We start from the raw sequence: 20,605 nt of genomic DNA, 5'->3' as shown, positions 1-20,605 counted from the left end.
ATGAGATTCATCGGCAAGATCGCCTTGGGACTGGTCGGACTGGTCATACTGCTCGCAGCCATAGTCGTGATCAGGACGCTGACCTACAAGCCCAACGCCAGCGCGGACCTCTCCAAGGTGAAACTGGCGCCGGCGGTGGCGATCGACACCGCCAAGGCGGCCGAGCACCTGTCGCAGTCGATCCGGTTCCAGACCATCAGCCACCAGGACAAGGCGGAAAACCAGCTCGGCGAGTGGGACAAGCTGCACGCCTGGCTGCAGACCACCTACCCGGCGGCGCACGCGGCGATGACCCGCGAAGTCGTCGCGGGCCACACGCTGGTCTACACTTGGGCCGGGTCCGACCCCGCGCTGGCGCCGGTGGTGCTGATGGCCCACCAGGACGTCGTGCCCGTGACGCCCGGCACCGAGGACGACTGGAAGCATCCGCCGTTCGGCGGCGTGATCGCCGAGGGCTCAGTCTGGGGCCGCGGCGCGATCGACGACAAGGGATCGCTGATAACCCTGTTCGAGGGCGTCGAGGCCCTGGCCCAGCAGGGCTACAAGCCCAAGCGCACGCTGATCCTGGTCTCGGGCCACGACGAGGAAGCCGGCGGCACGGGCGCCCAGGCCGTCGCCGGGCTGTTCAAGTCCCGCGGGATCAAGGCCCAGTTCGTGCTCGACGAGGGCATGGCGATCATCTCCGACAACCCGCTGACCGGCGGCCAGGTGGCGCTGATCGGCATCGCCGAGAAGGGCTATGCGACCCTGATGGTCACGGCCGAGGCCGAGGGCGGCCACTCGTCGGCCCCGCCGGCCGATTCCGGCGGCGTGCTGACCCTGGCCCGGGCGGTGACCAAGATCGCCGAAGACCAGGCGCCGATGAAGCTGGACGGCCCCGGCGGCATGATGATGGAGACCCTGGCGCCGCAGGGCTCGTTCATGATCCGCATGGCGATGGCGAACCGCTGGCTGTTCGAGCCGCTGATCATCAAGCAGGCGGCCGCCACGCCGTCGGGCGCGGCGCTGCTGCACACCACCATCGCCCCGACCATGCTGAAGGGCAGCCCGAAGGAAAACGTGCTGCCGCAGGACGCAACGGCCTGGATCAACTACCGCATCGCCCCCGGCGACAGTTCCGAGGGCGTGATTTCGCGGGCCAAGGCTGCGGTGGGCGCGCTGCCGGTGACCTTCGCCTGGAGCCGCAAGCCGAACGAGCCCTCGCCGGTCTCCTCGACAACATCGGAGGCCTGGAAGATGGTCGCCGCCCTGGCCGGGGACACCGCCAAGTCGCCGGTCGCGCCCAGCCTGGTGACCGCCGGCACCGACAGCCGCTACCTGGTCGGGGTGGCCGACGACGTCTACCGCTTCCAGCCGATGGTCTTCTCGCTGGAGACCATCAAGATGATCCACGGCACCAACGAGCACATGAGCCTGGAGAACCTGGACCGCGCGGTGCAGTTCTACGCCCGACTGATCGCCACCAGCACGGCCGGATAGCACCTACGCCGCATCGACAAGCCGCCCGGATTGCGACACATCCGGGCGATCGTCCACCGCGCGGACCGCGACCCGAATGCTGAACTGGATCTATTCGACCTTTGGCGAGGCCTGGGGTCCGCTGCGGCTGTTCAATTCGTTCTTCTTCCTCTCAGGCGCCGGCTTTGCGGTCTGCGCCGTCGGGACATGGCTGCTGCTGCCCCAGCTGTGGCGCTACCTGCCGACCGACCGCGGCCGGGCGTTCGCGGTCAACGCCGAACTGAGCGTCGGCAAGCCCGTCAGCGCCGGGCTGATCTTCATCACCCTGTTCTGTCTGGCGTGCATGGTGTTCGTGCCGCTGACGGCCAAGCCGCTGCTGACCGTGCCGTTCATGCTGGCGGCGCTGATCGTCGGCTATCTGGACGACCGCCGGGGCGGCTTTTCCGAGTACCAGCTGGCGGTCATGGACGCCGCCATCGCGTTCGGCGCGGCGGCGGTGATCTATGGCTTCCAGCCGGTGCATATCTGGCTGCCGGGCTGGAAGGGCGTTCTGATCCTGGCGCCGTGGTTCTCAATCCCGATGGCCGCCGGCGTCATCTGGCTGTCGATCAACGCCACCAACTGTTCCGACGGCGTCGACGGGGTCTCCGGCAGCCTCAGCGGCACGGCGATCCTGCTGCTGGGCGGCCTGCTCTACACGGTCATCGGCAACGAGGCGGTGGCCAGCCACCTGCACATCCCGCTCAACCGCGACGGGGCCACCTGGGCGATCATGGCTTTCCTGATGGTCGGCTGCATCGCCGGCTACCTCTGGTACAACGCCCCGCCCAGCCAGGTGCTGATGGGCGACGCCGGTTCGCGGCCGATCGGGCTATTGATCGGCATGCTGGTGGTGGCGACCAACAATCCGCTGTTCCTGCTGCTGATCGGCTCGGTGCTGCTGCTGAACGGCGCGACCGGCCTGGTGAAGGTGGCGCTGATGCGCTTCTTCGGTTTGAAGGTGCTGTCGAAGGTGCGCTTCCCGCTGCATGATCACGTGCGCAAGGAACTCGGCTGGTCGAACAGTCAGGTGCTGGTGCGCTTCATGCTGCTGCACCTGGGCGTCTCGGCCCTGCTCCTGCTGCTGGCGCTCAAGGTCCGCTGAAGCAACGACTTCGTCAGACAATCCGCCTAGACACGCCTTGCTCGCGCAATATCCGCTCTTGCGCGGCCTTCCGGCTCTTGCGAAGCGCCGCTGCGCATCGCACGTTCCGGACTAACCGAATTGGAGACCCCATATGCGTAACTGGCGCCTGGACGAAGACGACGACAGCGAAGACGGCGCCCGCAAGCCCGACATGCCGATGACGGCCGGGCCTGTTCAGAACGCGCTCTACAAGTCGCGCACCGTGCTGGTGTTCGGCGAGATCGACATGCGCCTGGCCGAGCGGGTCACCGCCCAGCTGCTGGCCCTGGCGGCAGAAAGCGACAAGCCGATCAAGGTGGTGATCAACTCGCCCGGCGGCCATGTGGAAAGCGGCGACACCATTCACGACATGATCCGCTACTGCGGTCCGCAGGTGAAGGTCATCGGCACCGGCTGGGTGGCCTCGGCCGGCGCGCACATCTTCCTGGGCGCGACCAAGGAAAATCGGCTCTGCCTGCCCAACACCCGCTTCCTGCTGCACCAGCCGATGGGCGGCGTCCGCGGCCAGGCCAGCGACATCCAGATCGAGGCCGAGGAGATCGTGAAGATGCGTGAGCGCGTCAACCGCATGATCGCCAAGGAAACCGGGCAGCCCTATGAGAAGATCGTCAAGGACACCCAGCGGAACTTCTGGATGAGCGCCGAGGCCGCCGTCGAGTACGGCCTGGTTTCGAAGATCATCCACAGCGCCAGCGAGGCCTAAGGTGTCGGCCGCGCCCTGGTGGAAGGGCGCGGTCGTCTACCACGTCTATGTGCGGAGCTTCTTCGACTCCGACGGCGACGGCCACGGCGATCTGGCCGGGGTCCTCGCCAAACTGGACTACATCGAGAGCCTGGGCGTCGACGCGATCTGGCTCTCGCCTGTCCACCCCTCGCCGAACCGCGACTGGGGCTACGATATCTCCGACTATGAAGGCGTCCAGCCCGACTACGGGACCATGGATGACCTGCAGGCGCTAATCGATGCGGCGCACCGGCGGGGCTTGAAGGTCCTGCTGGACGAGGTGCTTTCACATACCTCCGACGAGCATCCGTGGTTCGCCGAGAGCCGCGACGGCGGCGCCGAGGGTCCCAAGGCCGACTGGTACGTCTGGGCCGATCCCGCCCGCGACGGGACTGCGCCGAACAACTGGCTGTCGGTATTCGGGGGACCGGCCTGGGCCTACCAGCCCGCGCGCCGCCAGCACTATCACCACAAATTCCTACGGCAGCAGCCGAAGCTGAACTGGCGTCATCCCGACGCCAAGGCCGCCGCCCTGCGGGTGCTCGAGTTCTGGCTGGAGAAGGGCGTCGACGGCTTCCGGCTCGACGTCGCCGGGACCTTCCTGCACGACGACACCCTGACCGACAATCCGGCGATCCCGGCCGACCAGCGGCTGCGCCGCCACTGGGCGCACGCCAGCGACATGCAGCGCCACCTGCACGACTCCAACCTGCCCGAGAACATCCCCCTGCTGGACGAGATCCGCCGCCGGGTCGACGCCTTCGGCGAGCGGTTCGTGTTCGGCGAATTCTCGGAGGAAGAGGAGCGCTGCGGGGCCTACTGCACGCCGCACGAAGGCCTGCACTCGGCCTACACCTTCGTGCTGCTGCATGCGCGGCGGCTGTCGCCGGACATCTTCCGCGACCACTACGACACGCTGGACCGGTTTCCCGGCCATTGGCCGTGCATCTCGTTCTGCAACCACGACATCCCACGCACCGCCACGCGGTTCGGCGGCGGCGAAGCGATCGCCCGGCTGATGCTGGCCCTGCTGCTGACGCTGAAGGGCACGGTGCTGCTATATCAGGGCGAGGAGCTGGGCTTGCCCGAGGCCCAGAGCCTCACGCGCGAGGAGATCCGCGATCCGGTCGGCGACCTCTACTGGCCGATCGCCAAGGGCCGCGACGGCTCACGCACGCCGATGCCGTGGACCGAGGGGACCAATATGGGCTTTTCGGCCGGCAAGCCTTGGTTGCCGCCGGCCGTGGAACACGCAGGGCTGTCGGCGGCGAGCCAGGAGTCGGCGGCCGATTCGACCCTCGACTTCACCCGCGCCCTGACGGCCCTGCGCCGCGACACCCCGGCCCTGGTCGTCGGCGACCTGGAAATGGTCAGCGCCCCCGAACCGCTGCTGGTGTTCATCCGGCGGGCGGGCGAAACGCAGATCGCCTGCGTGTTCAATATGGGCGCGGCCCCGGCGGTGTTCGGCGACGAACGACTGGCTGGGGCGGCGATTCTGGGGCCTGGCGCGGGCGAAGCCACCCTCGACGGCGCGGCTCTCCACATGGGCGCCCACTCGGCTAGGTTCCTGCGGCTCGCGTGACGCGCTAGAAGGTCCACATGCCCGACGGCGACGCCAAAACCACACCCACCGCCGACGCCAAGTTCGGTCGCGGCTTTTTGCACGACATCTGGTACTTCGCCGCCCTCTCCGGCGACCTGAAGGCCGGCAAGCTGCAGCGCTACGAGATTCTCGGCGAACCGATCCTGCTCGGTCGAGACCGCGCCGGGAAGGTCTATGCGCTCAAGGACATCTGCCCGCACCGGGCCGCGCCGCTGTCGGCCGGCAAGCTGACCCGCGAGGCCGACGGCGCCGAGAGCGTCGAGTGCCCCTATCACGGCTGGCGGTTCAGGACCGACGGCGCCTGCGCGGCGATCCCCTCGCTGGTCGACGACCAGGCGATGGACGTCAGCCGCATCCGCGTGCGCAACTATCCGGCCGCGGAAAGCCAGGGCCTGGTGTTCGTCTGGATCAGCTCCGACCCGCGCTTCACCGGCGAGCCGAGCGAACCGCCGCCGGTGTTTCCGGGCGTGGTCGGCGGCGGCCCCAAGCTGGTCGACCGCATGGACTTCGACGCCCATATCGACCACGCGGTCGTCGGGCTGATGGACCCGGCCCACGGCCCCTATGTGCACCAGCAGTGGTGGTGGCGCTCGGCCAAGAGCCAGCACGAGAAGGCCAAGAAGTTCGAACCGCGCGAACAGGGCTTCGCCATGGTCCGCCACGAGCCCAGCAAGAACAGCCGCGCCTATGCGATTCTGGGCGGCGAGCCGCTGACCGAGATCACTTTCCGTATCCCCGGCCTGCGTTGGGAGCACGTCACGGTCGGCCAGCGCCAGGTGCTGTCGCTGACCTGCCTGACGCCGATCAACGAGGGCAAGACCCGGATCACCCAGATCGTCTGGTCCGACCACCCCGCGTTCCTGGTGCTGAAGCCGTTCATCGCCGCCGGCGCGCGGGCCTTCCTGCGCCAGGACGGCGACATGGTGAACTTGCAGAATGAGGGGCTTCGCTACGATCCTTCCCTGCTGTGGATCGACGACGCCGACCGCCAAGCCAAGTGGTACCAGCAGCTGAAGCGCGAATGGACCGCCAGCCGCAAGGCGGGCCGGCCGTTCGAGAACCCGGTGGAAGCGGCCACCCTGCGCTGGCGCAGCTGACCGGCACTTGCCATCGGCGCGCACGGCGGGTCTGTTGAACCGTTATTTTGACGGCCTATTCAGATCGAGCTCATTGCCACCATGGATTTCACGACCAGCGACGGCTTCACGATCAGCTACGACGACAACGCGCCCGACAACTACGAGCGGGCGATCCTGCTGGTCCACGGCTTCACGTCGAACCGCAACGAAGGCTGGAAGCGGACCGGCTGGTACGCGGCCCTGGAGCGCCGGCGCTTCCGGGTGATCGCGCTCGACCAGCGCGGCCACGGCCAGAGCGGCAAGGCCTATGAGCCGGCCGCCTATCTGCGCGACAACCTGGCGCGCGACGTAGTCGAACTGATGGACCACCTCGGCGTCAACCGGGTGGACCTGTTCGGCTATTCGATGGGCGCGCGGGTCGCCGCAGCGGCGGCCGTCGCCGCGCCCCACCGGTTCTCGAACCTGATCCTCGGCGGGGTCGGCGATAAGATGCTGAGCGAGCGGCCCTCGGCGCGGGGCGACGTGATGGCGAACGCCATGCTGGCCGATGATCCCGAGACCATTACCGAGCCTTTCCTGAAAAGCTTCCGCCAGTTCGCCGACGAGCAGGGCGAGGACCGGCGCGCGCTGGCCGCCTTCGTGCAGGCCGAAAACCCGCCGCTGGACACGGAAGGTTTCGCGACCCTGCCGATGCCGGTGCTGGTCGTCGCCGGCCAGCGCGAGACAAACGGCGATCCTGAGCTGCTCGCCCAGGCGTTCGGCGACGGACGCGGGGTGGTGATCCCGGGCTGCGACCACTTCTCGGCCATCCCTCACGCCCTGACCAAGGCCGCCGTCTTCGACTTCATCGACGGCGTGCTGGACGATCCCTGGGCGCGATGAGCCCGCCCGCGCGCATCGCCTGGGCGCTGGAGCTGCTGGCCCCGGCGCGCGGCGAGCGCGTGCTGGAGATCGGCTGCGGGTCCGGCGTCGCCGCCGCCGAGTTGGTCGCCGCCGGCTGCGAGGTCACCGCGCTGGATCGCTCGGCCAAGGCGATCGAGGCCGCCGCCGCGCGACTGGGCCGGCGCTCGCGGCTGATCTGCGGCGCCCTGGAGACCGCCGACCTGCCGGCCGCCGCCTTCGACGCAATCCTGGCGATCAACGTGAACCTGTTCTGGACCACCGACGGCGCGGGGCTCGCCGCCCTGCGCCGCACGCTGGCGCCCGGCGGCCGCCTGGCGCTGGTGTTCGATGCGCCGGGCGAGGCGCAGGCGAAACGGATCGGCGAGGCGCTGGGCGCCAATCTCGCCGCCGCCGGCCTGGCCTTCGACCTTCGCAAGGGTCCTGGGCGGCTAGTCGCCGCCCTGGCCCGCGCCTAGCCCACTATCCGAAGGCTCTAGGTCTTGGGGCCGAGGTTGTAGGGGCCGCCCTTCTCCAGCGCGGTGCGGTAAGCCGGGCGGTTCTGGAAGCGGCGGACCCAGGCGGCGATGTTCGGATAGGTCTCAAACTGGCCGAAGGCGCCAGCCACCTCGCCGACGAAGCTCATCTGGATGTCAGCGGCGGTCAGGTCCTTGCCCATCAGGTAGTCGCGGCCCTCGAGCGCGCGGTCGACATAGCTGAGGTGGTTGGCGATCTCGCTCTGGATGCGCGGCTGCAGCGGGCCCCCGGCCTCGCCCAGGCGGGCGACGTACATGTTGAGCATCAGCGGCAGCATGGCCGAGCCCTCGGCGTAGTGCAGCCATTGCTGGTGCGCCTCGTAGTCACGCGTGCCGATCGGGGGCGCCAGGCGGCCCGCCGCGTGATGGCGCAGCACATAGTCGATGATGGCGCCTGACTCGGCGATGGTTGTTCCATCCTCGGTCACCACCGGCGACTTGCCGAGCGGATGGACGTCGGTCAGTTCCGGCGGCGCCAGGCGGGTGGCCGCGTCGCGCTGATAGGCCTTGATCTCGTAGGGGAGCCCCAGCTCCTCCAGCAGCCACAGGATGCGCTGCGAGCGCGAGTCGTTGAGGTGATGGACGACGATCATGGCGCTTCCTCCGTGTTTCCCTTGGCGTAGCGTCACCGATGACGCGCGGCAAGCTTGCCCTATAGTCGGGCCGCCATGATGCTTGCGAACCTTACCGGCCTGCTGGCCGACGCCGCCGACGCCGCCGAAACCTATGTTGCGCAAGCCCGCCGCGCGGTGAGCGGCCGCGTGGCCCCAGGCGGGCGGCTGGATCGCGAGGCGCTGGACCGCGAGCAGCATGTCGCCCACGGCCTGGCCTGGGCCGCCGCCTATGCCGAGACATTGCGCCAGACAGCCGCCTGGGCCGCCGAGCTTGCGGCGCACGGCCGCCTGGGCGAGGCCGAGGCCCTGCCCGCGCAATTGCTGGCGCACGAGTATCTGAGCCAGTTGGCCGGCGGCCTGCCGATGAACCAGGGCGAGACCTTCCGGCCTGCCGATCTCGGCTTGGACGCCTCGCGGCTGACGCCCGTGATCGCCGCCCTGGCGGCGGGCGCGACCCAGGCGGTGAAAAACCGCATCGTCGAGCTGCTGGAGACCGCTCGTGGCCGCCCGTCGCTGGAGGCCAGCGGCCTGGACGAGACGCTCGAGCATGTGCGCGACCAGTTCCACGCCTTCGCCGAGGAGAAGATCGTCCCCTACGCCCACGGCTGGCACCTGCGCGACGAACTGATCCCGCTGGCGCTGATCGAGGAACTGGCGGCGCTTGGCGTGTTCGGCCTGACCGCGCCGGAGGAATATGGCGGCTCGGGACTGGGCAAGGTCGCGATGTGCGTCGTGTCCGAGGCGCTGTCGCGCGGCTGGATCGGGACCGGCTCGCTGGGCACCCGCTCGGAAATCGCCGCCGAACTAATCCTGGCGCATGGCACCGACGCCCAGAAGAGCGAGCTGCTGCCCGCCATCACCAGCGGCGAGATCATCCCCACTGCGGTGTTCACCGAGCCGGAGGCTGGATCGGATCTCGGCTCGCTGCGTACGCGCGCTCTGCGTGAGGGGGATCACTGGAAGGTCACCGGGGCCAAGACCTGGATCACCCATGCCGCCCGCGCCGACCTGATGACCTTGCTGGTCCGCACTGATCCGGCGTCGAAGGACCACCGCGGCCTGTCAATGTTCCTGGCCGCCAAGCCGCGGGGCGCGGCGAGCGACCCGTTCCCCGCCCCCGGCATGAGCGGCGGCGAGATCGGCGTGATCGGCTACCGCGGCATGAAGGAATACGAGATCGCCTTCGACGGCTTCTCCGTGCCGCACGACCGGCTGCTCGGCGGCCAGGAGGGCCAGGGCTTCGTGCAACTGATGGCGACGTTCGAGAGCGCCCGCATCCAGACCGCGGCCCGCGCCATCGGGGTCGCGCAGTCGGCCCTCGATCTGGCGGTCGACTATGCGATCGCGCGCAAACAGTTCGGGCGGCCGATCGCCGATTTCCCGCGCGTCGCCAATAAGCTGGCGATGATGGCGGCCGAACTGGTCGGCGCGCGCCGCCTGACCTGGTTCGCCGCCCGCGCCAAGGACGAGGGCCGCCGCTGCGACCTGGAGGCCGGAATGGCCAAGCTGGTCGCCGCCCGCATCGCCTGGGCCTGCGCCGATAACGCCGTGCAGATCCACGGTGGGACCGGCTTCGCCACCGAGCAGCCGGTCAGCCGGGTGCTGGCCGACGCTCGCATTCTCAACATTTTCGAGGGCGCGGGAGAGATCCAGGCCCAGGTCATCGCCCGCCGGCTGCTCGGGGGCGCGAACTGATAGCGCCGATATTTTGGCGGTCGCCGTGCCAATACTGGCGACTTGCATGACTACACGGTTTCTTGAAGGCGCCACTACCTGTGCATGATCTTCAGGATCGTGGTCCGTCGATCCAACGCGTTACTGGCGCTCGCCTTGGACGGCGCGCCGTTTGACCTGAGCATCGTCTCCGGCCTTCCTCGCGAAAAATCGGCGCCTGGGGGTGAGGTTTCCGCTGGGTCAAACGTCTTGGGTGTGCACCACCGCCGCACACCGGGCGTGCGCAGAGCGACAACTGCGTCCATCGCACGAAGTTTCACGATCATGCTCAGCGAGCCGCGGTTTTTTGGATTGGCGGGCAGCCGACACGCCAAGTTCAGATTTTGCAGGAAAACGCCGGTCTGCGACGCTGCGCCACACGGCAAAGCCCGTTTCGGCACGCTACATGCTGCCCGCACATACATTTTGCGAAACAAGTTCGCTGAACATGCTCAACCAAACCCATCGCTTGGACCCGCCGAGCTGAGGGGCTAAGAGGAATCAGTGGTCATGACGACCTGCGTCACCGCCGTCCGCTTCCCCGCGGGCGGCGATCTAGCGGTAGAAAACCCGAGCCGGCTCATCGCTGAGCTGCGCGACGCGGCCCAATCGGGCCTGCGCCTCGCGCTGCAAGGCGCCGAGCGGATCGCCAAGGTAGTGAAAGAGTATTGCGTAGAGTTCGAACAGCCGATGGCGCTGGCTACGGCGAGGATCGCCCGATGAAACACGTCTCCAGCAACATCGAAGTCGCCGGCGAGACCCAGGTCCGCGTTCCGACCCGCCGTGCGCTCGCCAAGCAACAGACCCGCACCAAGGTGCTGGCCGCCGCCCGCCGCCTCTTCTCGGAAGCCGGCTACGAGGGCGCGACCATCCGCGACATCGCCGCCGAGGCCGGCATGTCGACCGGCGCCGTGTTCGCCAACTTCACCGACAAGTCGGACCTGTTCCGCGAGATCATGGTCGCCGACATGGAGGCCCTGGTCGAAGCCATGCGCGAGGGCGCCTCGCGCGGACGCGGCGTCGACGACACGCTTCTGAAGCTGTTCGTGGCAGGTTACGCCTTCTACAAGACCCGCCTGCCGCTGGCGCGCGCCGCCTTCGGGATTTCCTGGATGCCCGAGCAGGGCCAGGAACTGCGCAACCTGCCGCCGGTGCTGGAACTGCAGGAACTGTTCACCGAGCAACTGACGCTGGGCGTCGAGCGCGGCGAGCTCTCGCAGGAAGCCGAAGTGAAGCTGCGCAGCCAGATGCTGTTCGACTGCTACCTGGCCAACTATCAGGAAGCGATCTTCGGCGGCTGGAGCCTCGAGGCCCTGCAGGCCAAGTCGAAAGACCAGATTCGCGTCCTGCTGGCCGGCGCGCGCCGCGGCTGAGCGGGGGCTAGGCTGATCAAGGCGAGATCTGCTCCAGACGAATCAGGTCTCGCCTTTGCTGTTCCTGGGGTTTTTCAGGGTTCAGCTCCGCGACGAGTTGTCGCATCTTCTCACACCACGCATTCCTGAAGCAGGATTCGCCCTAAGCACTTGCCTGGGGCGCCTGCACGGCCATGCAGGCTGGGGGGAACATTTGAGCGTACGTAAGTCCCAGAAAGAGGCGACGCGTCAGCGCGTGCTCGATGCGGCCCGCGATCTGTTCGAGACCAAGGGCTTCGACGCCACCACGGTCCGCGAGATCGCCAGCCAGGCGGGCGTGTCGGTCGGGAGCGTATTCACCACTTTCTCGTCCAAAAACGACATCCTGAGCCAGGTCATGGCCGACCGCCTGGACGCGCTCTACGCCGAACTCGACCGCCTCGTGCCCCATTTGCGCGGCTCGACGGCCGATCGGCTGCGGTCGATCTTCGCCATCCACTACGCCTTCGAGACCCGGCGCACGCGGTTGTTCCTGGCCCATATCGCGGCGGCCTACAACTGGACGCTCAGCCCCTCCAGCCGCCCCTATGGCCGCAATCCGCGACTGCGCCTGGTGATCCGCGACTGCCTGTCGGAAGGCGTCGCGCGCGGCGACGTCGATCCCGCCACAGATCTGGAGGTGATCGTGGACGCGCTGATGGCCTCCTACGCATGGACCTACCGGCTGGCCGCCTGGGAACACGCGGACGCAGAGACCATGGGCAAGGTCATGGACCGCCACATCGGACTGATCGCCAGCGGATTTCACCCGCCTGCGGCAGCGAACTGATAGGCCCGCAGCCGCGATCTCGGCTAAGATCGCGCCATGAACATCTTCACCTACCTGATCCCGATCAGCCTGGCGGCGGTGACCATCACCCTGTTCGTCGGGCTTTATGCGCTGTTCCGCGGGGGCGAATTCGGCCGTTCGTACTCGAACAAGCTGATGCGGCTGCGCGTGGTGCTGCAGGCGACGGCCGTCGCCATCCTGGTCCTCGCGGTCTGGTGGCGCGCCAAGTTCGGCGGCTGACGTGGTCACGCTCAACAAGATCTACACCCGCACCGGCGACGCGGGGACCACGCGACTGGCCACCGGCCAGCCAGTCTCCAAGTCGTCCCTGCGGGTCGAGGCCTATGGCGCGGTCGACGAGGCCAACGCCTGCCTCGGCTTGGCCCGGCTGCATACCGAGGGCGAACTCGACGCGATGCTGGCGCGGGTGCAGAACGAACTCTTCGACCTCGGCGCCGACCTCGCCACGCCGCCGCAGGAGGGAGAGACACATGCCCTGCGGATGATCCAGTCGCAGATCGACCGGCTGGAGCAGGAAATCGACGCGATGAACGCGCAATTGCCGCCGCTGGCCTCGTTCATTTTGCCGGGCGGGACGCCGGCCGCGGCGCATCTGCATCTGGCGCGGACCGTCGCGCGGCGCGCGGAACGCATCGCCGTGGCGCTGGTCGAGACGGGCGAAAGCGTCGGGCCGGAGGCGATGAAGTACCTGAACCGGCTCTCGGACTTCCTGTTCGTGGCCGCGCGCTATGCCAACGACCGCGGCGCGGCAGAGGTGTTCTGGCGGTCCGGAGCGACCCGCTAGGGCTGGGCTTCGGCCTTCGGCTTGGCCGCGGGCGTCTGCTCGGCGCGGACCTTGGCGGCGTCGGCCTTAGCCTCGGCGCGGCTCTTGTCGTCCTTGATCACCCGGCCGGTGATGTCCGAGATCAGGATCGGGCTGGCGCAGGTGCGGCTGCGCCAATCCCACCAGTCGCCGGCTTCCTCGCACTTCTGACCGGGCCACACCCAGCCGACGTGATAGACGAGCGTCCCGGCGCTGAGGACGATGAAAAGGCCAAGGAAGATCAGCTTCAGCCGGTCGATGGTGCGGTTCATGACGTGCTTCTAGTCTTCGCTTCGGGAGCCTGCTAGCGGCTTCGTTCGCCGAAAATGCGGCGAACTGTGATCCCTCCCCGGCTTGCAATGCTCGGCGGAACCGTTATGCCGCATCCGACCGAATTTTTCGCAAAAACAAATTTGAGGCGCTAGCGACCCATGAAGGTGTTGGTCCCGGTCAAACGGGTGATCGATTCAAACGTCAAGGCCAGGGTGAAGTCCGATCAGTCGGGCGTCGACCTCGCCAATGTGAAGATGTCCATCAATCCCTTCTGCGAGATCGCAGTCGAGGAGGCCGTGCGCCTGAAGGAAAAGGGCACGGCGAGCGAAGTGGTGGTCGTCTCCATCGGCCCGGCTCAGGCCCAGGAAACCCTCCGCCAGGCTCTGGCCATGGGCGCTGACCGCGCCGTCCTGGTCCAGACCGACCAGGATCTGGAGCCGCTGGAAGTGGCCAAGACCCTGAAGGCCGTCATCGCCGAAGAGAACCCGAACGTGGTGATCATGGGCAAGCAGGCCATCGACGGCGACAACAACGCCACCGGCCAGATGCTGGCCGCCCTGCTCGATTGGCCGCAGGCGACCTTCGCCTCGGCGGTCGAACTGTCGGGCGACAGCGCCAAGGTGACCCGCGAAGTCGACGGCGGTCTGCAGACCATCGAAGTCGGCCTGCCGGCGATCATCACCGCCGACCTGCGCCTGAACGAGCCGCGCTACGCTTCGCTGCCGAACATCATGAAGGCGAAGAAGAAGCCGCTCGACACCAAGGAGCTCAGCGCGCTCGGCGTCGACGCCAAGCCGCACCTGAAGGTCCTGAAGGTCGCCGAGCCGGCCAAGCGCTCGGCCGGCATCAAGGTTGAAACTGCTGGCGACCTGGTCGCCAACCTCAAGACCGCGGGGGTGCTCTAATGGCCGTTCTCGTCATCGCCGATCACGACAACGCGTCGGTCAAGGACTCCACCAACAAGACCGTCACCGCCGCCCTGGCCCTGTCGGGCGACGTGGACGTGCTGGTTGCCGGCAAGGACGCCAAGGCCGCGGCTGACGCCGCCGCCAAGATCGCCGGCGTCCGCAAGGTGCTGCTGGCCGAAAGCGACGAGCTGGGCCAAGGCCTGGCCGAAGCCGTCGAAGCCACCGTCGTTCCGCTGATGGGCGGATACGACGCGGTGCTGACCCCGGCGACCTCGCAAGGCAAGAACATCAGCCCGCGCATCGCCGCCAAGCTGGACGTCGCGCAGATCTCGGAAATCGTCGAGGTCGTCAGCGGCGACACCTTCGTGCGCCCGATCTACGCCGGCAACGCGCTGGAAACCGTCCAGTCGTCGGACGCCAAGAAGGTCATCACCGTGCGCGCCACCGCCTTCAAGGCGGCCGGCGAAGGCGGCTCGGCCTCGGTTGAGAACGTCGCCGCCGGCGCCGTCTCGGCCAAGGTGAAGTTCGTCGACCAGCAACTGGTGAAGTCGGCCCGTCCGGAACTGGCCGGCGCCAAGATCGTCGTCTCCGGCGGTCGCGCCATGGGTTCGGCCGAAGAGTTCCAGAAGGTCATCGAGCCGCTCGCCGACAAGCTCGGCGCGGCGGTCGGCGCCTCGCGCGCCGCGGTCGACGCCGGTTACGCCCCGAACGACTACCAGGTCGGCCAGACCGGCAAGGTCGTCGCCCCGGAACTGTACATCGCGGTCGGCATCTCCGGCGCGATCCAGCACCTGGCCGGGATGAAGGACTCCAAGGTCATCGTCGCGATCAACAAGGACAGCGACGCGCCGATCTTCCAGGTCGCCGACTTCGGCCTGGTCGCGGACTACAAGACCGCGGTGCCGGAACTGATGGACGCCCTGGCCGCGGCCGGCAAGTAAACCGGACGAGTTTCCAGGAACCGAACGATCAAGGGGCGGCCCCGCGAGGGACCGCCCCTTTTTCATGCCTGTCCGCCAGTGGTGTCAGCGGGTGGCAAGCGCTTTCGCGGCAGCAGACGCGCCGCCGAGGGTGAGGGTGATTTCACGCCCGGCCACGCCGACAGGCGCTGCCGCAGGCGGTCGGCAACGCGGTCGCCTTCTATCTGGCCTGGCGCGGCGACAACCCGAAACTTCACCGGATACACGCATTGCGCGACTGACTGGCAGCCGAGGCCGGCAGGGAACAGTCGTGAACCCCTGATCCGCCAACGGGCTACGCTGCGTCGCAGCAAAAGCCTTGGCTTGTGCGCGGTTCCGCATGTTAGAAACCCGTCGCAATTGGGCGCGCAGGACAGTGCGCTCAGGTCATTCGAGGCTTATTTCGGCATGGTTCAGATTAAGTCGGTCGGCATCATCGGCGCGGGTCAGATGGGGGCGGGCATCGCCCATGTCTGCGCCCTGGCGGGATACGACGTCCTGCTGCACGACGTCAGCGAAGAGAAGATCATCGCGGGCCGCTCGCTGATCGAGAAGAACCTGAGCCGCCAGGTGGTGAAGGGCGCCATCGCCCAGGACGCCCTGGACGCGGCCATGGCCCGCATCAAGCCGGCGCCGGAACTTCAGACCATCGGCCAGACCGATCTGGCCATCGAAGCCGCCACCGAGAACGAAGAGGTCAAGAAGACCATCTTCAAGGCGCTGACCCCGCACCTGAGCGCCGACACCATCCTGGCGTCGAACACCTCGTCGATTTCGATCACCCGCCTGGGCGCCGCTTCGGACCGCCCGGAGCGCTTCATCGGCCTGCACTTCATGAACCCGGTGCCGCTGATGAATCTCGTCGAGATCATCCGCGGCATCGCCACCGACGCGGCCACCTACGAGACCGCGGTCAACTTCGCCAAGTCGCTGGGCAAGACCACCGCCAACGCCGAGGATTTCCCCGCCTTCATCGTCAACCGGATCCTGGTGCCGATGATCAACGAGGCGATCTACACCCTCTACGAAGGGGTCGGCACCGTCGACGCCATCGACACCGCGCTGAAGCTGGGCGCCAACCATCCGATGGGCCCGCTGGAACTGGGCGACTTCATCGGCCTCGACACCGTGCTGTCGATCATGAATGTACTCTACGAGGGCCTGGCCGACTCGAAGTACCGCCCCTGCCCGCTGCTGGTGAAGTACGTCGAGGCCGGTTGGCTGGGCCGCAAGGCGGGCCGCGGCTTCTACGATTATCGCGGCGAGAAGCCCGTCCCCACGCGGTAATCCACCGCCGAACGCTTCAGAAACGTGAAGCGTTCGTTAATCCGTTCGACTTGTCGACGCGACGCATCCGATAATCCAAGTGATTCGGATTCTGCGGGCTCATGCGACAGTTCACCTCGGTGGCGCTCTCCGCCACCTATCTCTGTCTAGCGCTGATCGTCGCCCTGCTTCTGTGGCGGAACGGGGGCGGCTGGGCGCCTGGCGTCGCAGCCCTGGTCGGCGGCCTCGGCCTCTGCTTCGCCGTCCACGGCCTCGTGGCCCAATCCCTCAAGATGCGCGCCCTGCGCAAGGAACTCGACGCGGTGCGCGAGGCCCAGCGCGTGATGCTGGCTCAGATGGAGCAGGTCGACGCGCGGATGACCGAGGTCGCCGAGGCGGTCAGCGACGACGCCGGACGCTCCGAGGCGCTCGAAGGCGAAGTCCACATGCTGGAGGACCTCGTCCAGCGCATGGGCCAGCGGCTGGAGGAGCGCGTCAGCGCCAGCGCGCTGCACGCGCGCTACGAACCCAATCCGCGACGCCACCACCAGTCGGCCGCCCTGCTCGACACTGTGCGCGAGGCCCTGGCCGAGAACCGGGTCGACCTCTACCTGCAGCCGGTCGTCGGCCTGCCGCAGCGCCGCACCGTATTCTACGAAAGCTATTCGCGCCTGCGCGACGCCACGGGCCGGGTGCTGATGCCCGCCGAGTACCTGACCGTCGCCGAGCCCGAGGGCCTGGTCACCTCGATCGACAACCTGCTGCTGTTCCGCTGCGTGCAGATCGTCCGGCGCCTGGCCAAGCAGGACCGCAAGGTCGGCATCTTCTGCAACATCTCGATCGCCAGCCTGGCCGATGAGAGCTTCTTCCCGCAGTTCCTCGACCTGCTGGCCGCGAACCGCGACCTCGCCGGCGCGCTGATCTTCGAACTAGGCCAGGCGGCGTTCGACGCCCGTGGATCCGTCGAGGCGCGGAACATGGGCAAGCTGGCCGACCTCGGCTTCCGCTTCTCGCTCGACAAGGTCACCGACCTGGACATCGACTTCCAGGATCTGGCGCGCTCGGACGTCAAGTTCCTCAAGATCGCCGCGCCGTTCCTGCTTGACGAGCTGGCCGAGACCGACGAGGGCTTGATCCTGCGCTCGCTGCCCGACCTGGCCGCCCAGGACTTCGCCTCGCTGACCCGTCGCTACGGCGTCGAGATCGTCGCCGAAAAGGTCGAGAGCGAACGCCAGATCGTCGACATCCTCGAACTCGACATCGCCTACGGCCAGGGCCACCTGTTCGGCGAACCGCGCGCCATCCGCGACGCGGTGCTAGCCGAGGCCGACGGCCCGGCGGCCGAGCCGGCCTCGTATGACGATCCGCCCGTCCGCACGCGCGGCGGGGTCGGCGTCCTGGCCCGCCGCCGCGCCGCCGCCACCCGGATCTGACGCGCCGCATTGACCGCCGCGCGCCGGACCGGTACCGCCCCTGCCCATGACCGCGCCCCTTCCGATCACCGGCCTCTCGGCCGTCGCCGACCGCTACGACGTCCTGCTCTCCGATGTCTGGGGCGTGATCCACAACGGGCGCGAGAGCTTCGCCGCCGCCTGCGCGGCGCTCATCCGCTGGCGCGCCGAGCGCGGCCCGGTGGTCCTGATCTCCAACGCCCCACGGCCGTCGAGCGCCGTGCACAGCCAGCTCGACCAGCTCGGCGTGCCGCGCGAAGCCTGGTCGGCGTTCATTTCGTCCGGCGACGCCACCCGCATCCTGCTGGGCGGCCGCGCGCCGGGTCCGGCCTGGGCCATCGGCCCGGAGAAGGACGCCTCGCTCTACGAAGGCCTCGACCTTACCTTCGCGGGCCCCGAGGACGCGGCTTTCATCTCGTGCACCGGCCCCTATGACGACGACGTCGAGGGTCCCGACGACTACGAGGAGCGCTTCAAGGTCGCCCTGGCGCGCAAGCTGCCGATGATCTGCGCCAATCCCGACATCGTCGTGCAGAAGGGCGACCGGCTGATCTATTGCGGCGGAGCCCTGGCCCAGCGCTACGAGCAGATGGGCGGCGAGGTGATCATGGCCGGCAAGCCGCATGCGCCGATCTACGACCTCTGCCTGACCGAGGCGCAGATGCTGCTCGGCCGGCCGCTCGATCGAGCGCGGGTGCTGTGCATCGGCGACGCCGTCGCCACCGACGCCAAGGGCGCCAACGACCAGGGCCTGGACGTCCTGTTCGTCGCCAGCGGCATCCACGGCGCCGAGACCATCGGCCCGGACGGCGTCGACGCCGCCGCCGTCGAGACGCTGCTGGCCAAGGACGGCGCACGGGCGACCTACGCCATCTCCGATCTGGCGTGGTGAGCAAAAGCCGCTAACTAGTGGCCGGGAGAGGGAGCGCACGCGTGCAGGGGCTTTACTTCGAGGACTTGAGCGTCGGCCAGAGCGCCGAGACGACCAAGATCGTCGGCGCCGCCGACGTCGAGGCGTTCGCCGCCGTGTCGGGCGACACCAATCCCGTGCACCTCAACGAAGACTATGCGCGGACCACGCCGTTCCAGACTCGCATCGCCCACGGCATGCTGTCGGGCGCCTACATCTCGGCGGTGCTGGGGACCAAGCTGCCGGGCCCGGGCGCCATCTACCTGACCCAGTCGATGCGCTTCCGCCGGCCTGTGAAGATCGGCGATGCGGTCGTCACCCGCGTGACCGTCCAGGCGCTGGACGAGCGTCGCGGCCACGTGACCCTGACCACCGTCTGCCAAGTCGACGGCAAGACCGTCGTCGACGGCGAGGCCGTGGTCGCCGCGCCACGCCGGCCCAAGGACGCCTGAGGCCATGCGTATCGTCCACGGCTGGAAGGGGCTCGACGCCGCCGACAAGGGCGCGTCCGTCGCGCTCGGCAACTTCGACGGCGTGCACCGCGGCCACCAGCGGGTGATCGCCCAGGCCGCCAAGGCCGCGCAGGCCCTGAAAGCGCCGCTGGGCGTCATCAGTTTCGAACCGCACCCGCGCCAGATCTTCCAGCCCGACGCCCCGGCGTTCCGGATCATGGACACCGACCAGCAGGCCCGCGCCCTGGACGCGCTGGGCGTCGACGTCTTCTACGTGCTGCCCTTCGACCACGAGATGGCCAACCTGACCGACCGTGAGTTCGCGACCCAGGTGCTGCACGAGGGGCTTGGCGTGCGGCACGTGGCGGTCGGGTTCGACATCTCGTTCGGCAAGGGGCGCACGGGCAGCCCGGAGCTGATGGCCGCCTACGGCCGCGAGCTCGGCTTCTCGGTGTCGGTCGCCGAGGCGCTGGGCGACGGCGCCGCCAAATACTCATCCACCGGCGTGCGCGCGGCGTTGCGCGAGGGCCGGCCGCAGGACGCCGCGGCGATCCTGGGCCGGCCATTCGCCATCGAGGGCGTGGTCGAGCACGGCCGCAAGCTGGGCCGCACGATCGGCTTTCCGACCGCCAACGTCGCCCTGACCGACTACGTGATCCCCAAGCTCGGGGTCTACGCCACCCGCACCCGCCTGCCCGACGGGCGCGAAATCGCGGGCGTGGCCAATATCGGCGTCAACCCGACCGTGCCCGGCGAGATCGCCCCGCGGCTGGAGGTCTGGCTGTTCGACTTCGACGAGGACCTCTACGACCAGGTCATCGAGACCGACCTGGTCGCTTATCTGCGGCCTGAGGAGAAGTTCGACAGCATGGAAGCCATGGTCGAACAGATCCATGCCGACGCCGCCCAGGCCCGCGCCCTGCTGCTGCCGGAGTTCTAGTCCTCGATCGACAGCACCTCGATCTCGCGCAGGCGGGCGTCGGGCGCTTCCCAGCGGAACACGTCGCCGACCGACAGGCCGATGAGCGCCGCGCCGACCGGCGCCAGCACCGAGATGCGGTTCTCGTCGACGTCCGCCTCGCCAGGCAGGCCGACCCGTACGGTGCGGTCGCGCTTCAGGATCAGGTCGCGATAGGTGACCTTCGATCCCAGCCGCACGAATTTCGAGCGGCGGTCGGTGTTCGGCACGATGGAAAAGCGCTCGAGCTCTTCCAGCAGGATGCTGGCGCCCGGCATCGGCGAGCGCGACGCCGAGCCGATGGCGGCAAGCTTCTCGAAATCGGCTTCGGTCGCCCGCACCTTGGGGCGGGCCTTCATCTTGGCGGCCATGGGATAGGTCCTCTCTTGGGTTCGTCAGGCCGCGCTGGGCGGCGGATCGTCGTCGGGATCGGGGCGCGTCGCTAAAGCAGGCCGCCGTGGGAAGGCGATCACCTTCAGTTCGGACGGCTGAGTATTCGGCGCACGGGAAAGAACACCCGCAGTATCTGCGGGCGGCGGCGGAGTTTTTGGCATGTCACGATGCTCCCCGCGACATCAGGCCGCGGCTAGAAGACCAGTGATCAGGATTTCGGATGAAAGCATCCCCGAACT

At 68.1% G+C, this 20,605-nt stretch carries 23 protein-coding genes; 20 read left to right on the top strand and 3 right to left on the bottom strand.

Annotated elements, in window-relative coordinates:
• From GGQ61_RS08545 to GGQ61_RS08515, 7 genes are all read left to right on the top strand, one after another.
• Complete coding sequence (locus GGQ61_RS08545; protein ID WP_183771530.1) at positions 1-1,479, top strand: M20 family peptidase; 1,479 nt, start codon at positions 1-3, stop codon at positions 1,477-1,479.
• A gap of 76 nt (positions 1,480-1,555) precedes the next feature.
• Complete coding sequence (locus tag GGQ61_RS08540; protein ID WP_183771528.1) at positions 1,556-2,602, top strand: MraY family glycosyltransferase; 1,047 nt, start codon at positions 1,556-1,558, stop codon at positions 2,600-2,602.
• A 133-nt stretch (positions 2,603-2,735) separates the two neighbouring features.
• Positions 2,736-3,347 carry an ATP-dependent Clp protease proteolytic subunit gene (locus GGQ61_RS08535; RefSeq protein WP_183771526.1) on the top strand — a complete coding sequence of 204 codons (612 nt, stop codon included), beginning with the start codon at positions 2,736-2,738 and terminating at the stop codon, positions 3,345-3,347.
• 1 nt (position 3,348) lies between these two features.
• Positions 3,349-4,950 (top strand): alpha-amylase family glycosyl hydrolase, encoded by a 1,602-nt coding sequence (locus GGQ61_RS08530; protein WP_183771524.1) that lies wholly within the window; start codon positions 3,349-3,351, stop codon positions 4,948-4,950.
• A 17-nt stretch (positions 4,951-4,967) separates the two neighbouring features.
• Complete coding sequence (locus GGQ61_RS08525; RefSeq protein ID WP_183771522.1) at positions 4,968-6,068, top strand: aromatic ring-hydroxylating oxygenase subunit alpha; 1,101 nt, start codon at positions 4,968-4,970, stop codon at positions 6,066-6,068.
• 81 nt (positions 6,069-6,149) lie between these two features.
• Entirely contained in the window at positions 6,150-6,932 is a 783-nt protein-coding gene (locus GGQ61_RS08520) for an alpha/beta fold hydrolase (protein ID WP_183771520.1), read from the top strand.
• Entirely contained in the window at positions 6,929-7,408 is a 480-nt protein-coding gene (locus GGQ61_RS08515) for a class I SAM-dependent methyltransferase (protein WP_183771519.1), read from the top strand. Before GGQ61_RS08520 ends, GGQ61_RS08515 begins: the two co-directional genes overlap by 4 nt.
• 17 nt (positions 7,409-7,425) lie before the next feature.
• Here the strand turns inward: GGQ61_RS08515 and GGQ61_RS08510 are convergent, their stop codons facing one another.
• Positions 7,426-8,058 carry a glutathione S-transferase family protein gene (locus GGQ61_RS08510; RefSeq protein ID WP_183771517.1) on the bottom strand — a complete coding sequence of 211 codons (633 nt, stop codon included), beginning with the start codon at positions 8,056-8,058 and terminating at the stop codon, positions 7,426-7,428.
• Between the two features lie 75 nt (positions 8,059-8,133).
• Between GGQ61_RS08510 and GGQ61_RS08505 the strand changes: the two genes are divergently transcribed.
• From GGQ61_RS08505 to GGQ61_RS08480, 6 genes are all read left to right on the top strand, one after another.
• The gene (locus GGQ61_RS08505) at positions 8,134-9,774 is read left to right on the top strand and encodes an acyl-CoA dehydrogenase family protein (RefSeq protein ID WP_183771515.1); all 1,641 of its coding nucleotides are present in this window, start codon (positions 8,134-8,136) and stop codon (positions 9,772-9,774) included.
• A 522-nt stretch (positions 9,775-10,296) separates the two neighbouring features.
• Positions 10,297-10,515, top strand: coding sequence for a hypothetical protein (locus tag GGQ61_RS08500; protein ID WP_183771513.1), 219 nt, complete (start codon positions 10,297-10,299; stop codon positions 10,513-10,515).
• On the top strand, positions 10,512-11,165 hold the full coding sequence (locus tag GGQ61_RS08495) for a TetR/AcrR family transcriptional regulator (protein ID WP_183771511.1): 654 nt from the start codon (positions 10,512-10,514) through the stop codon (positions 11,163-11,165). Before GGQ61_RS08500 ends, GGQ61_RS08495 begins: the two co-directional genes overlap by 4 nt.
• Positions 11,166-11,358: 193 nt before the next feature.
• Positions 11,359-11,973: a TetR/AcrR family transcriptional regulator gene (locus tag GGQ61_RS08490; RefSeq protein WP_183771509.1), complete on the top strand. Its 615-nt coding sequence runs from the start codon at positions 11,359-11,361 to the stop codon at positions 11,971-11,973.
• A gap of 36 nt (positions 11,974-12,009) precedes the next feature.
• A complete protein-coding gene (locus GGQ61_RS08485) occupies positions 12,010-12,213 on the top strand; it encodes a twin transmembrane helix small protein (protein WP_183771507.1) in 204 nt (67 codons plus the stop codon).
• Between the two features lies 1 nt (position 12,214).
• Complete coding sequence (locus GGQ61_RS08480; protein WP_183771506.1) at positions 12,215-12,778, top strand: cob(I)yrinic acid a,c-diamide adenosyltransferase; 564 nt, start codon at positions 12,215-12,217, stop codon at positions 12,776-12,778.
• Here the strand turns inward: GGQ61_RS08480 and GGQ61_RS08475 are convergent.
• Positions 12,775-13,068 (bottom strand): hypothetical protein, encoded by a 294-nt coding sequence (locus tag GGQ61_RS08475; RefSeq protein WP_183771504.1) that lies wholly within the window; start codon positions 13,066-13,068, stop codon positions 12,775-12,777. The two genes, GGQ61_RS08480 and GGQ61_RS08475, sit on opposite strands and share 4 nt — an antisense overlap.
• 159 nt (positions 13,069-13,227) lie before the next feature.
• Here GGQ61_RS08475 and GGQ61_RS08470 point away from each other — a divergent pair, with 159 nt between their 5' ends.
• From GGQ61_RS08470 to GGQ61_RS08440, 7 genes are all read left to right on the top strand, one after another.
• A complete protein-coding gene (locus GGQ61_RS08470; RefSeq protein WP_183771502.1) occupies positions 13,228-13,974 on the top strand; it encodes an electron transfer flavoprotein subunit beta/FixA family protein in 747 nt (248 codons plus the stop codon).
• Complete coding sequence (locus tag GGQ61_RS08465) at positions 13,974-14,918, top strand: electron transfer flavoprotein subunit alpha/FixB family protein (protein WP_183771500.1); 945 nt, start codon at positions 13,974-13,976, stop codon at positions 14,916-14,918. The genes GGQ61_RS08470 and GGQ61_RS08465 overlap by 1 nt, the downstream gene beginning before the upstream one ends.
• A 426-nt stretch (positions 14,919-15,344) precedes the next feature.
• The gene (locus tag GGQ61_RS08460) at positions 15,345-16,223 is read left to right on the top strand and encodes a 3-hydroxybutyryl-CoA dehydrogenase (RefSeq protein WP_183771498.1); all 879 of its coding nucleotides are present in this window, start codon (positions 15,345-15,347) and stop codon (positions 16,221-16,223) included.
• A gap of 101 nt (positions 16,224-16,324) precedes the next feature.
• On the top strand, positions 16,325-17,635 hold the full coding sequence (tipF, locus tag GGQ61_RS08455) for a flagella assembly cyclic-di-GMP phosphodiesterase TipF (RefSeq protein WP_183771497.1): 1,311 nt from the start codon (positions 16,325-16,327) through the stop codon (positions 17,633-17,635).
• A 46-nt stretch (positions 17,636-17,681) separates the two neighbouring features.
• Positions 17,682-18,545, top strand: a complete 864-nt coding sequence (locus GGQ61_RS08450; protein WP_183771495.1) for a TIGR01459 family HAD-type hydrolase — start codon at positions 17,682-17,684, stop codon at positions 18,543-18,545.
• Between the two features lie 41 nt (positions 18,546-18,586).
• A complete protein-coding gene (locus tag GGQ61_RS08445) occupies positions 18,587-19,015 on the top strand; it encodes a MaoC/PaaZ C-terminal domain-containing protein (protein ID WP_183771493.1) in 429 nt (142 codons plus the stop codon).
• Positions 19,016-19,019: 4 nt separating this feature from the next.
• Positions 19,020-19,955, top strand: a complete 936-nt coding sequence (locus tag GGQ61_RS08440) for a bifunctional riboflavin kinase/FAD synthetase (RefSeq protein WP_183771491.1) — start codon at positions 19,020-19,022, stop codon at positions 19,953-19,955.
• On the opposite strand, the gene GGQ61_RS08435 is transcribed toward GGQ61_RS08440, so the two are convergent.
• Positions 19,952-20,344 (bottom strand): GreA/GreB family elongation factor, encoded by a 393-nt coding sequence (locus GGQ61_RS08435; protein WP_183771489.1) that lies wholly within the window; start codon positions 20,342-20,344, stop codon positions 19,952-19,954. The genes GGQ61_RS08440 and GGQ61_RS08435 overlap by 4 nt on opposite strands.
• Positions 20,345-20,605 lie beyond the last annotated feature (261 nt).

Source organism: Phenylobacterium haematophilum (assembly GCF_014196295.1).
GTDB lineage: Bacteria > Pseudomonadota > Alphaproteobacteria > Caulobacterales > Caulobacteraceae > Phenylobacterium > Phenylobacterium haematophilum.
This window is presented reverse-complemented; position numbering and strand designations above follow the sequence as displayed.